Here is a 15,215-nt window from a genome sequence, read left to right on the forward strand (position 1 = left end):
TTGAAAAAACCTCGATAGACCCTAGCTGCAGTTGGGTTTATCGGGGTTTTCTTTTGCCCGGGTAAAAACCCGTCAGTTGCCGAACAATATGGTCGCAATCCCTGTCTTGGGCACCCCGCCCCGCTTGCCCCACAGTTCAATCCGGCCGTCGATCACCGCCATCGAATGACCGCCGTACTCCACCGTCCCCGACTTGCTGTTTCGCAAGTCGGCATCCGTGGACTGCCGGTAATTGTTGCGCAGCCCCAGACGGTCCAGACCTTCCCGACTGTACTCACCATCGTTGAGCGTGCGTATGCCATCCAGAAAGCTACGCCCGGCAGTGCCATCGTTGTTTTCCATTTGTGCCCGTTTTGCACTCACGGCAAACATGAAATTGGCGTTGGTCATCATTTTTGGATCATCCCCCTGGAAACGTGCATGAGTGGCAGCCAGCCGCACTTCATCCTTGGTCAGATCAACCTTGACACCATCGCGCATGGTCACCGAGTAGCCATTACCCGTTTCCTTGACGTCCTTGAAGACATCGGTGGGTTTCTCGCCAAAGTGCATCATGGCGGACTTGATCGCTGAAACCGTCACGCAATTGCCGTCCGGCCCCTGCTTGAAGCCGCTCCAGATATTCTCCGGCTTTTTCCCCGGCTCACTGTTATCGGGCTTGTAGTCGAAATGCTTCGCGCCTTCGGTAACCGGCTTGTTGCTCATGGACTCGCTGGGGCCGAAACCACCGCCGCCGCCTCCGCCTCCGCCTCCTCCCGGCGAGGGGGAAGGAGAGGGTGAAGGCGGCTTATCCGGAGACGGGCCATCAGGAAACTCCTCCGGAAAGGCTCTCTTCATGAAATCGAGAAAACCCTCGGACGCATCTTTCTTCAGCTCCTCGAGGACCTCCTTGAACTTCTCTTCACCGAGCTCCTTTCGCTTTTCATTCAGCTTGTCCCGCAGCTCCTGGGCCGTCTGGTTCTTCGAGGTTTTTTCGGCGTCTTCAAGCTCTTTGATCAGCTTTGTGACGCTTTCCTTGACGGCGCCCGTGTCTTGCTGGGTGCCATCAGACTGGCTGGCGGCCTTCAGGTACTGCCCTGCCCCCCCACTTTCGTAACGCACACCCCCGACCCCTTGGCCAGATACCGATGAACTCCACATATCGCCTCTCCCCAACAATGAGAGAACCCAACGCCTCTCGGCTGGATAGGTGGAAAGACAGGTGTGGCGCGTTCCAACAAAGGCGTGTCATCTCGTAACCGCATCGGTAGTGGGAAAAGGTCTTAATGCCAAATGAAACGCAAAAAAAAGCCCCTCGATCGAGGGGCTTCTTGTGCAGCGCTAACGCATCAGGTCATCTGGATGATGGTCTGCATGATGGTGCTCTGGGTGGAGATGGTCTTGGCGTTCGCCTGGTAGTTGCTCTGGGCCTTGATCAGGTCCACCAGCTCGTTGGTCAGGTTGACGTTGGAGTTCTCCAGGGAGTTGGCCACGATCGAACCGAGGGTGCCGGCTTGAGGGGCATCATAGCCCGGCTGGCCCGAGGCGTAGGTCTCCTTCCAAGTGGTGCCGCCCGCTGGCTGCAGACCTTGCTCATTGTTGAAGCTGGCCAGCGAGATCTGGCCAATGGCCTTGCTCTGCTGGTTACTGAAGGTGGCGAACAGTACGCCGCTGCCGTCGATTTTCAGCCCGGTGATCTGGCCGGTGGCATAACCATCGGTGACCGGTGGGTTGCGGTAGCTGGCCGAATTGTACTGGGTGATATCCGCCATGTTGATCGCAATACCGCCCGTATTGGCCGCGGCGCCGTTAGCGGCCCATACACCATTGGTCACGGTGCCCGGTGCCCAGTTGGAAATGGTCAGAGTGGTGTTGGAGACCGCGCTAGGCGGGGTAACCACACCAGTGAGCTTGCCCGAGGTGTCGAACGTCAGGGTCGATGCGACAGGTGCCACTGCGCCTGCGCCACTGATCGGTGTGCCATTAGGGTTACGCCCGTCGATCAAGGTGTAGGAGTTCCATTGGTTGGAACCCGTCTTCACCAGGTACTGCACCATCGGGTGAGCGTTGCCTTGGGTGTCGTACAAGGTGGTGCTGTACTGGGTGGTGAAGGTACTGGTATCGCTTGGGTTGAATGGCTTGGCCACCTGGTCGATCACCGGCTCCGAGGAGTTCAGGTTACTGCTGGAGTCCACGGTGCTGGAAGCTTTAGGCGGCAGGTTCGACAGGCTCACTTGGAGGTCGACCAAGCCACCCTTGACGATCTTGCCGTTGTCATCCGCCGCGTAGCCCTGCAGGCGCGAAGTACCGGTGTTGTTGGTGATATAGCCGTCTTTGTCCGAACGGAAGGCACCACTACGGGTGTATTCCAGCGACCCGTCGCTGCCCTTCTGTACGAAGAAGCCGCCGCCCTGGATCGCCATGTCCAGGATGCCGCCCGTGTTGTTGACGTCACCCTGGGTGAATTGCTGGGACACCGCCGCCAGGTTCACACCGTTACCGATACTGTTCTGGCCGGTGCCCAGTTTGGACGCCGCGTAGATATCCGAGAATTCCGCACGGGACGATTTGAAGCCAGTGGTCGCGACGTTGGCGATGTTGTTGCCGGTCACGTCCAGTTGTTTGTTGGCCGCATAGAGGCCGCTAAGGCCGATGTTAAAAGACATGTTTCTCTCCCTCTGCCGTATTTAGCCGGCTCTATGTACCGATAGTCTGAATTTGCGACAGCTTGACGCTGCCCATGCCGCCTGCAAGGTTGAGCAGCATTTCGCCGCCGGTCTGGCTCAGGGTCACGCTGTTCACCGTGGCTGGCAGCGAAGTCGCCAGTGCCACCGAGTCGCCCGTGTCATTCTTGGTGGTGGCCGTAAAGGTGTAAGTCCCGGGGGCGGCGACCTCACCATTGGCGTTCTTGCCATCCCAGATGAAGTCGGAACTCCCTGCGCTCTGAGCACCCATCTCAAGGGTGCGCACCACGACGCCGTCTTTGTCGGTGATCTTGACCGAAACGTTACCCGTTGCCGCCGTCACCGCGACCGAGCCGGTCATGCTCTTGCTGGTATCCACCAGCGCCTTGTCGGTCTGGGTAATGATCGAGCGACCTACCAGCGACGAAGCCTGCAGCGCTTGCGACGAGCTGTAGTTGCTGGAGATGTTGTTTACCGAATCATTCAGATTGTTGATGCCTTCCAGGCTGCTGAACTGCGCCAACTGAGACACGAACGCACCGTTGTCCTGGGGCGACAGCGGATCCTGGTTTTTCAGCTGGGTCACCAACAGTTGCAGGAACGCATCCTTGCCCATCGACTGGCTGCCCGTTGCCGCCTTGGTCGCGGCGCTGATGCTGCTGTTGTCCGTCGCAGTCTTGACCTTGCTATTGAACAGGTCCTGGACTGCCGTGTTGTTCGTCGTATCAACAATGGCCATTGTTTGGCGCCCCTTATCACTGACCCAGGGTCAGGACCTTCTGCATCATGGTTTTGGCGGTATTCATCATTTCCGCGTTGGTCTGGAACGAGCGGCTGGCGGAAATCATGTCAGCCATTTCCTCGACCACGTTGACGTTCGGGTAGTACACGTAGCCTTTTTCGTTCGCCGCGGGGTGATTAGGCTCGTAGCGCGCTTCCAGATTGCTCTGGTCTTCAACCACGCCGAGTACCTGCACGCCTTGTCCGGCAGCATCCTGGTTCTGGAACAGCGAATCGCTGCCGCCGCTCTGGCCGCCCTGGAACATGGTGGCGAACACCGGATGACGGGCGCGGTAGGTCTGGTCAATGCTCGAAGACACGGTCTCGGCGTTGGCGATGTTACTGGCGACGGTGTTCAAACGCGTGGTCTGCGCGCTCATGCCACTGCCGGCAATATTGAAAACACTGGCTAAGGACATGGCTTACTCTCCACGCAGGGCTGACATCAGCCCTTTGAATTTGCTGTTAAGCAGGGTGAAGCTGGCCTGAAAGTTCACCGAGTTCTCGGCGTAGGCCGATTGCTCCAACTGCGCGTCGACGGTGTTCTGGTCGATCGATGGCTGCATCGGGGTGCGATACAGCAGCGACTCGTCACCACTGCTCAGGCCTTGCGCTTCAATATGACGGCTGTTGGTCATGTTCAAGGCGAAGGTGCCGTTCTTGGTCTTGTCCTGCTGTGCGGCGAGCACGGCGGAGAAGTCCAGGTCCCGCGCCTTATAGTTCGGGGTGTCGGCGTTGGCAATGTTGTTGGCCAGGACTTCGGCACGCTGGGCGCGAAAGCCCAGGGCTTGTTCATGGATACCGAGCGCTTTATCGAAGCTGATGCTCATGGCGGAAACCTTTAGGCTGACCTGCTGTTCGTTAACAGGGTTATAGCAAGGTGCATGCCAATCTACTGAGAGCCCGTATATCAAGGGGTTTGCGGGGAAATTGCCGGCAGCAATGCCAGAAAAGCGGCAACCGGTTTCCGCGTGGCGCCAGTAAAGCGGCAATCGCGGTTGCCGCTATTGGGAAGTTTGCCGCGCAAACAAATGTGAGAGGGGGCTTGCCCCCGATGGCGGTGTGTCAGTGATAGTTACATCAACTGAACCGCTATCGGGGGCAAGCCCCCTCCCACACCTTGACTGCGTGCGACTTACTTGGCCTGGTAAATGATCCCTGGACTGCACTGCACCATCTGGAAATGATCCGGCAGGCCGTTCAGCGCTTCGGATGCACCGAGGAACAGATAACCACCGCGCTTGAGCGTACCGTGGATGCGCAGCAGGATGTCTTTCTTCACTTCGGCCGAGAAGTAGATCAGCACGTTGCGGCAGAACACCATGTCGAACTTGCCCAGGCTGGCGTAGCTGTCGAGCAGGTTGAACGAGCGAAACTCAACCCGACTCTTGATCGGCGCCTTGACCGCCCAACGCCCCGCTCCTTTCGGATCGAAGTAACGCTGCAGGCGTTCCGGGGACAAACCGCGGCCCAGCGCCAGGCTGTCGTACTCGCCGGTCTTGCAGTTGGTGAGCATGGTGCCGGACAAATCGGTGGCGACAATTTGCGCACCGGCTTTCAACTGGCCCATGTTGGTCCGCTCGAACTCGTCGATGGCCATCGAAATCGAGTACGGTTCCTGCCCCGAGGAACAGGCTGCCGACCAGATCCGCAAACGCTGACCCGGGCTGGCCTTGATGGCCTCCGGCAGCACTTTGCTCTTGAGTACTTCAAAGGGATAGGTGTCGCGAAACCACAGGGTTTCGTTGGTGGTCATGGCATCGACCACCATTTCCTTGAGCCCACTGCGCGGCTGGCTCTGAATCCGTTGGACCAACTCACCGAGGGACTTGATGCCCTGCTGTTCCATCAGTTTGTTGAGACGGCTGGATACCAGGTACTGCTTGTTTTCACCGAGCAATATGCCACAGGCTTTTTCCAGGAAGACCCGGAACTGTTCGAAATCCAAATTACCCGTAGACAATGATACCGCCTCTTAAATCGTGTGACCGCCAGGGAAATCCCCCTAGCCGTGATCTGCTGCCTTGATCCGGTCGACTACCCGGGATGCCAGGTCATCAGGGCGGAATTTAGCCAGGAAGTCGTCAGCACCGACCTTCTTGACCATCGCCTGATTGAATACGCCCGACAACGAAGTATGCAGGATGATATGCAATTTTTGCATGCGTGGATCGTTACGTATCTCAGCCGTGAGGGTGTAGCCGTCCATTTCCGGCATCTCGATGTCGGAGATCATCATCAAAAACTCTTCTTCCGGCTTCTTGCCTTCATCCACCAGCTTGCGCAGGTAATCCAGTGCCTGGCGGCCATCATTGAGCGCCACCACCTCAACGCCGATGGTTTGCAGGCAACGGGTTACCTGTTTACGCGCCACCGAGGAGTCGTCCACCGTCAGCACTCGCAGCGAGACCGCCTTGTGCGCCGTTTCGGCGTCGACGACGCCGACCGAGATCGCTTCGGAAGTCGGTGCGACTTCGGCGAGGATTTTCTCCACGTCGATGATTTCCACCAACTGGTTGTCCACCCGCGTCACCGCCGTGAGGTAGTGATCGCGACCGGTACCCTTGGGCGGCGGATGGATCTCTTCCCAGTTCATGTTGACGATACGTTCCACCGAGCGCACCAGGAAACCCTGGGTCTTGGTGTTGTATTCGGTAATGATCACAAACGGGTTCTCGCGGTCTTGCAGGCCGGCCGAACTCGTGGCCAATGCCAGGTCGAGAATCGGGATGGTCGCGCCACGGATGTTGGCTACGCCACACACCACCGGGCTCGACTTGGGCATGATCGTCAGCTTGGGACACTGCAGCACTTCCCGCACCTTGAACACGTTGATGCCATATAGCTGCTTGCCGTCCAGGCGAAAAAGCAACAGTTCGAGGCGATTCTGCCCTACCAGCTGTGTGCGCTGGTTTACTGAATCCATTACACCTGCCATGCCCAGACTCCTACGCTAAAACCTTTGGGGGTACGACGCGCACCCAACACTAAACGGCACGAGCTTTGCTTTTTAGTTGGTCATGGATATGAAAACGACAGTTTCCCGACGCACCAGCCGCCCACGGTACCGCAGATTACTCTGCGCCTGGATGGCGTTGTTTGCCGTGGGCGCAAGCGCCACTGCCCGCGCCGACAACGTCACCTTGCCTGATCTACTTATCGGCGTCACCCAAGGCTTTCTTGAGTTCACTGTAGAAGATTATCTGGCAACCACTCAGACGCCAGGACGTTATGAAATCCAGGTCAACCAACTGGACCCGCGCCTGCGAATGCCGATGTGCGACAAGGAATTGACAGCCACCCTGGAAAGCCCGGCCCAACCCATTGGCCGCGTGACGGTCAAGGTCCGCTGTGAAGGTGCCTCGCCCTGGACCGTGTTCGTGCCCGCCCAGGTCAAACTGTTCCGCGATGTGGTCGTGGTGTCGCGGCCGCTCAAACGCAGCGGAATCATCGGTTATGAGGATGTCAGTTTGCGTGAGCGGGACATCAGCCTGATCAATCAGGGTTACCTGACGTCAGTGGACCAGGCTGTCGGGCAACGATTAACCCGACCAATGGTCACCGATCAGGTCATCACCCTGGTCCATCTTGAACAGGCCGAAGTCATTCGCAAGGGCGATCAGGTCGTCATTTCCGCGAGCAGCGGCGGGCTGAACGTGAAGATGCCGGGCGAAGCGCTGTCCAACGGCGGCATGAGCGAACAGATCCGAGTCAAGAACCTCAACTCCAACCGCGTCATCAGGGCACGGGTCACAGCGCCCGGCCAAGTCGAGGTCGCTTTATAGATCACTGGAATAGGACGCCAGCTTTTCCTACACTGTACGCCTGACGTTCGTGCATGCAGGTTTATTGTCAATCGCGCCTAAAGTTTGTACGGGTATGGCCGAAAACATGGCAAGCGTCCAAATACCCAGAGGTTTTTTTATCATGGTCATCGATTTCAGCCGTTTGAATAACGCCCCGGCTTTGCCAGGCACTACGCGCACCAGCGGCACCAAGGACAGCGTAGAAGCCAAGGCCCAACCTCTGCCCGCCAAGGCAGAACAGGCCAGCGCCAGCCAAAGCGGGGAATCCGTACACCTGAGCAATGAGGCTCAACAGTTGCAGAAGGTCACTAACTCGCTGCGCGATCAACCCGTCGTCAATCAAGCCCGCGTGGCCGAATTGAAACAGGCGATCGCCGATGGCAGCTACAAAGTCGACAGCAACCGTGTAGCCAGCAAGCTGCTTAACTTCGAAGCCGAGCGCTAGGCAAAGGCCTGCGCCAGGCTTTTGGACGCTTAAAACCCAAGGCCAGCCATGCACCACGACGAAAATCTGCTTCAACTGATCATTGATGATCTGGCGCCGACGCAACAATTGCTCGAGCTGCTCAAAGAAGAATCCCTGGCCCTCTACGGCCGGGATATGCCGCTGCTGGAAGAAATCCTGGCGCGCAAACAGTCGCTGATTGTCCTGCTGGAACAGCATGGCAAGAAGCGCAGCCAGATTCTCGTCAGCCTCGGCCTGCCGGCTGATCACGACGGCCTTGCACAATTGGCCAGTCACTCCTCGGTCGGCGATCAGTTGCTGGCCCAGAGCAAAGAACTCAATCAATTATTCACCCAGTGTCAGGAAGCCAACCTGCTCAACGGTCAGTCGATCCAGCTTCAGCAAGCCACGACCGCCAATCAGTTGCGCATACTCCATGGCGGCGAGCCTCCGGCCCTGTATAACGCCCAAGGCTCTACCTCACGCCTGGTCAAGCCAAGCACCCGCAGCCAAGCCTGACGCCGGTTTAAAGCGTGCCCTATCCAAGGCGCGCGACATACTGGCAAAATGACGGTTATTGCGTGTAGTCGTATTTTGTCTGGAGATGGAAGAACCGTGTTCAACGCCCTTAATGCGGAAGATGCTCCGCAGCCACCCAAGGTGCTCACCACGCCTCTGGAAATCGCCGGCACCTTGCGAATGCTGCAAGAAAGCCATGACCCGCTGATCATCACCTTCCATGAACGCAGCCAGCGCTTTCAAAGCTACCTGGTCGACGTCGACCGGGACAGCAAGACCCTGGCCCTGGACGAAATGATTCCCCGCGATGGCGAACGCCACCTTGAGAATGGCGAACCCTTCCGCATCGAAGGCTTTCACGACGGTGTACGCATCGCCTGGGAAAGCAACGGCACCCTGAGCATCAGCGAAAAAGGCGGCCACCGTATCTACACCGGCAGCATGCCGGACGAGGTGGTCTACCATCAGCGCCGCAATGCGTTCCGTGCCGCGCTGAAGCTGGCACAACTGGTGAACATCGAGCTGGGCGGCGAGAAACTCAAGGCCGCGCCCACCGGCAAACTGCTGGACATCTCCGCCACCGGCTGCAAATTGCGCTTTGAAGGCGATATTTCCGAGCGACTGCAGTTGGGCGAGGTCTACGACCGCTTCATCGCCGCCCTGCCCTTCGGCAGCATGACCACCTCGGTCGAACTGCGTTACCTGCACTTCGAAGAGAAGATCAACACCACCTTCGCCGGTGTGCGCTTCCACAACATGAGCGGCCTGGTGCAGCGACAGGTCGAGCGTTTCGTGTACCAATTGCAACGCGAAGCACGGCGCTTCGACAAAGACGACGATTTTTAAGCACTAAGATCGCGACAAAAAACGGGCAGACCCTTTGGGGATCTGCCCGTTTTTGCATTCAGGGGCGCGCCCTGCTCAGGTCATGGGGGTGCTCATCCGGGCCCAGTGGTTCCGGCGGCCCTTCGAAAGGCGGCTCATCGGTCGGTGGTTCGGAATCGGTTTCAGGTTCCGCAACAGCCGTCTGCATCTGCTCCTGCACCATCTGCTCATCGACCCGCGGATCAAGTGCAGCCACCAGCGGCGAGCTGGACATGCTATCAGGCATCGCCACGTGCTGCAGCGGTGCATCATCGACCTGATGCAGGTTGGTCACCGCTTTAGGACGGATACGCCACACCAGGATCAGCGCGCATAGGCTGAAAAACGCGTACAGCATCTGGCTACCAAACAGCTTCATCACCACACCGGCCAGCAACGGCCCGATACTGGCGCCAACGCCGTAGGTCACCAACAACATGGCCGTCAGCGATACCCGCCGATCACCTTCAACGTGGTCATTGGAAAACGCCACGGCCAGCGGGTACAGGCAGAACTGCACCAGCGAACACAGGAACCCGGCCACGAACAGCACTTCCAACGGCACCTTGCTCAGGATGGCCAACGGCAATGCCGCCACCGCCAGGCACAGGGCGAAGCAGCGAATCAACAGCGCACGATCGTAACGATCGGACAGCCAGCCCAACGGCCACTGCACCACCAACCCGGCAAAAATGCAGCTACCCATGAAGAGACCGACCTGCTCGGTGGTCAGCCCCTGCTGGGACGCATAGAGCGGCGCCAAACCGTAGAACGAGCCGACGATCAACCCCGCCCCCAGCACCGTACTCAACGACTGCGGCACCCGCTGGATAAAGAAGCGCGGCTCCATCGGCGCCGGACGCAGGGGCGCCGGGTGAATGCGCCGGGTCATGGCCACCGGCACCAGGCACAGGGCGAAGCACAGCGCCACCAGCATCAGCAACTCGAGGCCGAGTTGGGGATGCATCACCAGGATCAACTGCCCCAGCACCAGGCCAAGGTAGGACGCGATCATATAGCCGCTGAACACCACGCCACGCTGCCGGGCATCCGCCTGCTCGTTAAGCCAGCTTTCGATGACCATGTACTGGCACATCATCCCCAGGCCTACGATGATCCGCAGCACGATCCAGGCCGGCAGCCAATCGATCAGGCCATGGCCCAACACCGCCGCGCCGACGATCCCGGCACAGGTGGCATACGCCCGAATATGCCCGACCCGGGCGATCAGGCGGTGGCCGATCTTGCCGCCCAGTACCAGGCCGGAATAGTTGGCCGCCATCAGCGCACCGACCCACAGGCTGTCCACGTTGTCAGCCGCCAGGCGCAAGGCCAGGTAAGTACTGAGCAGGCCGGAGCCGATCAGCATCATCAAGGAGGCGAAATAAAGGGCTCGAAAAGATTTCCAGATCTGGCGCATCGGCGTTCCGAGCGGCTCCTTGCAGTGAGGGTCAGGGCTACCGGCATGATAGTCCCGGGGGGCGGGTCCGGACAGGCACCAGGCGCTGTTTCCGGGGATTATTTTGTTTTAAAACGATTGACTACAGCTCAGACGCTACCGGGTAACGTACAAGGTACAAGGTTGCGCAAAATACACGTCGCACCTCCTGTGAACCTCGCTAACGCGCAAGGTTCGACCGGGTTTTGAAAAGACCGAGCACGCCCCAAAAGCCTCCCCCTGCACAGGATCGCCCGGACACCGGCATCGACAATCCGTATCACCGCGCATTGTTACTGTTTAATCAACAATGTTTTCCAGTCTTATGGATTTATCCAAAAAACCAGCGCTATAAACTGGTCTGCGCGTTAATCCACCGCGATTGACCTGCGAATCAGTCGGAGCAAAGCATGTAACCCGATCAAGGCCGACAGAGCCTTCGGGCCTACTCATTACCGACTGAACACATGGATAGTCATTAAGCAGGCGTAATACTGCCGCCCACGTTTTCTTTACCCCTCCTGCCGAAACTCAATCAGCCCCCGGTTAAGCATCAAGTTCGTTATTGAACGGTGCTTTTAGCGTGAAGGGGTTGGGGTGAAAGAGTGCCGGCATTCGGGCCAAGATACGGGGATGGCAAGTTATTACGCTGATTCCATTGCTCACTTGCCGTCAGCAAGACAGCGCAGCGGGATCATGGACCAACCACACCTGGCCAACTAAAGGCCGGACTCAACATTCGGCCAAGTTGCTCGTACACAGTGGGCGCAGTTACGTTTTTCCCCAACTGAGCATATACAAATATGACAGACGATCATCGATCTCACTCTGGAAGATCCTCAATGAGTACTATTGCAAGGGGACTGTTCTCCCTGCTTGTTTTTGCCGTGGCACTGGCGTTGATTTATGGCGGGTTCAAACTGGTAGCACTCGACGGATCGAGTTACTACCTGCTGGCCGGCTTCGCCTATCTGCTGTTGGCAGCACTGTTTGTCTTGCGTAAACCTATCAGCATCGCCCTCTCGGTCGTCATCTTCCTCGCCACGTGTGTGTGGGCGTTCTACGAAGTGGGCCAGTTCAGCTACTGGCAACTGCTGCCACGCCTGGTGGTGCCGGCGATTATCCTGACCCTCAGCTTGTGGGTCGGTGCTGCGTTCCCGGAAACGGCCTTGAACACCCGGCGCACCGCCAACCGATTCGGCTTTGCCGTGTTCCTGGCCCTGATCGCCACCTTTATTGCGGCGTTCTACCCGCACGGCGGGATCTCGAACCCTGTCGCCGCGACTGACTCGCCCAAGGCCACGGAGCCCGCCAGCGGGCCCGCAAACTGGGAATTCTTCGGGCGCAATGCGTCAGGGACGCGGTTTGCGCCTTACACGCAAATCACGCCGGAAAACGTCAAGGACCTGCAAGTAGCCTGGACTTACCAGACCGGACGCAGGACCACCGGCGCCGGCGCTGGCGTTGACGAAAACACCCCGTTGCAGATCGGCAACGTGCTGTATTCGTGCACCCCGGAAAACCTGATCACCGCGCTGGATGGCGATACAGGCAAGCCGATCTGGAAGTTCGATCCTCACGCCAAAAGCGAAGAGCATGTGACGTGCCGTGGCGTGGGCTATTACGACATTGATAAAGACGACAGCCTGAGCGCAGCGGTCAAAGCCTCGTATAACGATCAGCAGCAATGCCGCCAGCGTATTCTGGTGTCGTCGGTAGATGCCCGTCTGTTTGCACTTGACGCGCATACCGGCGCCCTTTGCCAGAGTTTTGGTGACAACGGTTACGTCGATCTCAAGAAAGGCATGGGCCCGACAGAGAACAGTAAGCGCTATCACCCGACCTCACTGCCTGTGGTCATGGGCCACCTCACGGTGGTGGGCGGCTGGGTACGCGACATTGTGGCTGGCGAACCTTCCGGCGCTGTCCGCGCCTTCGATGTGCTGACCGGTGCGCTGGTATGGGCATGGGACGTCGGCGCGCCTGAGGGCACGGACCCAACCAAGGCCGATCACCAGTTCACGCTGGAAACACCTAACGTATGGACGATCCCGACCTACGACAAAGAGCTGAACCTGGTCTACTTGCCGACCGGCAACGGCCCGCCCGACTATTGGGGCGGTGATCGCAACGCAGTCAAAGAAAAATTTGGCTCGGCCGTCGTGGCCGTCGATGCATCGACCGGTAAAGCCAAATGGGTCTACCAACTCATTCACCACGATGTATGGGATTACGATCTGCCATCGCAGCCGGTTCTCTATGACATCAAGAATGCCCAGGGCGTAAAAACCCCGGTCTTGATCCAGACCACCAAGACCGGCCAAATCTTTGTGCTGGATCGTCGCACTGGCCAACCGGTTACAGAAGTACAGGAACGTCCGGTTTCAACCTCTCCGGCAGCAGAAGGCGAACACCTGTCGCCGACACAACCGTACTCGGCCGGCATGCCGGTGATCGGGGCCGACCCACTGACTGAAAAGTCGATGTGGGGGGTGTCGACATTCGACCAACTGTATTGCCGGATCATGTTCAAAGATTCGGTCTACATGGGGCCGTTCACGCCGCCAAGCGAAAAGCCGTACATCGAATGGCCTGGCTTGCTGGGCGGGATGAACTGGGGTGGCATCTCCATTGATGAAAACACCGGCACGATGTTCGTCAACGACATGCGCATGCCGCTGCGGATGTCATTGGTGACTAAGGAAGAAACCAAGAAATTCAAGGTCTCGACCGACGAAGTGCCAGGTTTCATGGGCACCATTCGCCCGCAAGTCGCCGGTATCTATGGTGGCGTGAGAATCGACATTCTCCAGTCGCCACTGGGCGTGCCGTGCAACTCCCCGCCCTTCGGCAGCATGAGTGCGATTGATCTGAATACGCAGAAACTGGTCTGGCAGGTTCCCATGGGCACCGTCCAGGATACCGGCCCGCTGGGGATCAAGACCCACCTGCAGATTCCGCTGGGCATGCCGACGCTTGGCGGTCCGACGTCGACAGCCTCTGGCCTGGTGTTCTTTGCCGGCACCCAGGACTACTACCTGCGCGCACTCGATTCGGCCACTGGTAAAGAAGTCTGGAAAGCCCGTTTGCCGGTTGGCGCGGTTGCGGCCCCGCTGATCTATCAGTCACCCACCACCGGGAAGCAGTACGTGGTCATCTCCGCAGGCGGCATGAGCCATTCGCCTGACGTCGGTGATTACATCATTGCTTATGCATTGCCGGACAACATCAAGCCGTAATGCGTTAGTTGCCACTGCATGAAAATAACCCCCGTTTACGGGGGTTATTTTTCCAAGTCACAAAAGCACAGCGCAAACCGATAAATAACGCGGAGCGTTGAGCTATTCCCCCACTTTCTCTGTAACGGAGCACATCCAAAATGCTTTTTTCTTTCCGCGCCATGCTGACCAGCAGCCTGTGCAGCGGTTTGTCGCTATGCCTCTTCGCCCCGTCCCCGGCATTGGCCGACGATCTGATGAACCGCTCCACACTCACTGGCGACTGGGACGGCGAACGCCAAAAGTTGGCCGACGAGGGCATCAAACTGACCGGCGACTACAGTTCCGAAACGATTTCCAACCTGCATGGCGGAATCAAGCGCGGCACCCGCTATTCGCAACAAATACGCATCGGTGCCCAGTTTGATCTGAGTAAGTTGCTCGACAGCCCCGATGCGGGACGCGTGCAACTGCTGGTCAACGACCGTCGCGGCCACAGCGCCACGGAAGATTTGCTTGGAAACCGCCTGTCGTCCCAAGAAAACTACGGCGGCGAATACACCCGGCTGACCGAGTTCAGCTATCAACGCAACCTGTTTTCGCCGGCCCTGTCCACCAAAGTCGGTTTCATGGTGATGGGCACCGATTTTGGTGGCATGCCCATCTTGACCAACTTTGTGAGCGCCGGCTTTTGTGCGCATCCGCTGACCATGTCGAGCGGCAGTGGCTGGGGCAACTACCCGACAGCGCATTGGGGTGGCGAGTTGCGTTACGACGTCAACCCGTCGCTGACGCTGCAAACCGCCGTGTTCCAGGTCAACCCGGAATACAACACGCGCTCTTCCAAAGCGTTCTCCATGCCCAGCAACGGCACCACGGGGGCGATTTTGCCGCTGGAGGCGATCTTCAATAACGACGCCTTCCTGAACGGCCAATACAAAGTCGGTTGGTACTACGACACCTCCAACGCCCCCGAGATTGGCAGTACGCAAAAGAGCAGCAACCGTACCGGCGCCTATGTGTTGATGGACCAAGCCATCTGGCGCAATGAGCAAGACCCGCAAAGCGTGCTGCGCCTCTTCGGCCAGGCAGCCAGCAGCAACGCAGCGACCTCGCCGATGCGCCGCTGGTACTCGGTGGGCCTGGTCAAACAAAAGCCTTTTGCGAGCCGCCCGAACGACTCCATCTCTTTTGGCTATGGGCGCGCCGTGCTCAACTCGCGCACACGGGATGTGCAAGAAGCCAAGGCGACCAACCTCGAAGACGCCGAGATGATCGCCAACCTCGACAACGGCGAGCAAATGCTTGAGCTCAACTACGGCGCACAGGTCACACCGTGGCTGCTGCTGCGCCCCGACCTGCAGTACTACATCGAGCCCGGCGCGTTTTCCGGCAAAAAACGCGACAATGCGTTGGCCGCGGGGTTACAGGTTAAAGCGACGTTTTAAAAGCGTCGTCTGCACAGGGGGCATCCACTCGGTG

The 15,215-nt window shown here is 58.3% G+C and carries 14 protein-coding genes; 6 read left to right on the plus strand and 8 right to left on the minus strand.

All coding sequences use genetic code 11. The features are described 5' to 3' along the window. Positions 1-72: 72 nt before the first annotated feature. The 7 genes from L9Z73_RS01770 to L9Z73_RS01800 form a co-directional block, all read right to left on the minus strand. Positions 73-1,140, minus strand: a complete 1,068-nt coding sequence (locus tag L9Z73_RS01770) for a hypothetical protein (protein WP_247395910.1) — start codon at positions 1,138-1,140, stop codon at positions 73-75. A gap of 188 nt (positions 1,141-1,328) precedes the next feature. After that, the gene (gene flgE, locus L9Z73_RS01775) at positions 1,329-2,645 is read right to left on the minus strand and encodes a flagellar hook protein FlgE (protein WP_247395911.1); all 1,317 of its coding nucleotides are present in this window, start codon (positions 2,643-2,645) and stop codon (positions 1,329-1,331) included. Between the two features lie 31 nt (positions 2,646-2,676). Further along, a complete protein-coding gene (gene flgD, locus L9Z73_RS01780; RefSeq protein WP_247395913.1) occupies positions 2,677-3,402 on the minus strand; it encodes a flagellar hook assembly protein FlgD in 726 nt (241 codons plus the stop codon). A 16-nt stretch (positions 3,403-3,418) separates the two neighbouring features. Then, positions 3,419-3,862, minus strand: a complete 444-nt coding sequence (gene flgC, locus L9Z73_RS01785) for a flagellar basal body rod protein FlgC (protein WP_016973698.1) — start codon at positions 3,860-3,862, stop codon at positions 3,419-3,421. Positions 3,863-3,865: 3 nt separating this feature from the next. After that, a complete protein-coding gene (gene flgB / locus L9Z73_RS01790) occupies positions 3,866-4,273 on the minus strand; it encodes a flagellar basal body rod protein FlgB (RefSeq protein ID WP_003175633.1) in 408 nt (135 codons plus the stop codon). 305 nt (positions 4,274-4,578) lie between these two features. Beyond that, positions 4,579-5,406 (minus strand): CheR family methyltransferase, encoded by an 828-nt coding sequence (gene cheR, locus L9Z73_RS01795; protein ID WP_247395915.1) that lies wholly within the window; start codon positions 5,404-5,406, stop codon positions 4,579-4,581. Positions 5,407-5,448: 42 nt separating this feature from the next. Then, the gene (locus tag L9Z73_RS01800; protein ID WP_026140310.1) at positions 5,449-6,381 is read right to left on the minus strand and encodes a chemotaxis protein CheV; all 933 of its coding nucleotides are present in this window, start codon (positions 6,379-6,381) and stop codon (positions 5,449-5,451) included. Positions 6,382-6,463: 82 nt separating this feature from the next. On the opposite strand from L9Z73_RS01800, the gene flgA reads away from it, so the two are divergent. From flgA to L9Z73_RS01820, 4 genes are all read left to right on the plus strand, one after another. Continuing rightward, positions 6,464-7,228 carry a flagellar basal body P-ring formation chaperone FlgA gene (flgA, locus tag L9Z73_RS01805; protein WP_247395918.1) on the plus strand — a complete coding sequence of 255 codons (765 nt, stop codon included), beginning with the start codon at positions 6,464-6,466 and terminating at the stop codon, positions 7,226-7,228. A 142-nt stretch (positions 7,229-7,370) separates the two neighbouring features. Next, a complete protein-coding gene (flgM, locus tag L9Z73_RS01810) occupies positions 7,371-7,694 on the plus strand; it encodes a flagellar biosynthesis anti-sigma factor FlgM (protein ID WP_247395920.1) in 324 nt (107 codons plus the stop codon). A gap of 48 nt (positions 7,695-7,742) precedes the next feature. Next, the gene (locus L9Z73_RS01815) at positions 7,743-8,213 is read left to right on the plus strand and encodes a flagella synthesis protein FlgN (RefSeq protein WP_247395922.1); all 471 of its coding nucleotides are present in this window, start codon (positions 7,743-7,745) and stop codon (positions 8,211-8,213) included. A gap of 96 nt (positions 8,214-8,309) precedes the next feature. Next, positions 8,310-9,059, plus strand: a complete 750-nt coding sequence (locus tag L9Z73_RS01820; RefSeq protein WP_247395924.1) for a flagellar brake protein — start codon at positions 8,310-8,312, stop codon at positions 9,057-9,059. Positions 9,060-9,117: 58 nt separating this feature from the next. Here the strand turns inward: L9Z73_RS01820 and L9Z73_RS01825 are convergent, their stop codons facing one another. Beyond that, positions 9,118-10,497, minus strand: a complete 1,380-nt coding sequence (locus L9Z73_RS01825; protein WP_247395926.1) for an MFS transporter — start codon at positions 10,495-10,497, stop codon at positions 9,118-9,120. Positions 10,498-11,357: 860 nt separating this feature from the next. On the opposite strand from L9Z73_RS01825, the gene L9Z73_RS01830 reads away from it, so the two are divergent. Together L9Z73_RS01830 and L9Z73_RS01835 are read left to right on the plus strand one after the other, a co-directional pair. After that, positions 11,358-13,754 (plus strand): membrane-bound PQQ-dependent dehydrogenase, glucose/quinate/shikimate family, encoded by a 2,397-nt coding sequence (locus tag L9Z73_RS01830; protein WP_247395928.1) that lies wholly within the window; start codon positions 11,358-11,360, stop codon positions 13,752-13,754. A 140-nt stretch (positions 13,755-13,894) separates the two neighbouring features. Next, positions 13,895-15,181 carry a carbohydrate porin gene (locus L9Z73_RS01835; RefSeq protein WP_247395930.1) on the plus strand — a complete coding sequence of 429 codons (1,287 nt, stop codon included), beginning with the start codon at positions 13,895-13,897 and terminating at the stop codon, positions 15,179-15,181. Positions 15,182-15,215: the final 34 nt, after the last annotated feature.

This window comes from Pseudomonas emilianonis (genome assembly GCF_023072625.1).
Lineage (GTDB): Bacteria > Pseudomonadota > Gammaproteobacteria > Pseudomonadales > Pseudomonadaceae > Aquipseudomonas > Aquipseudomonas paraveronii.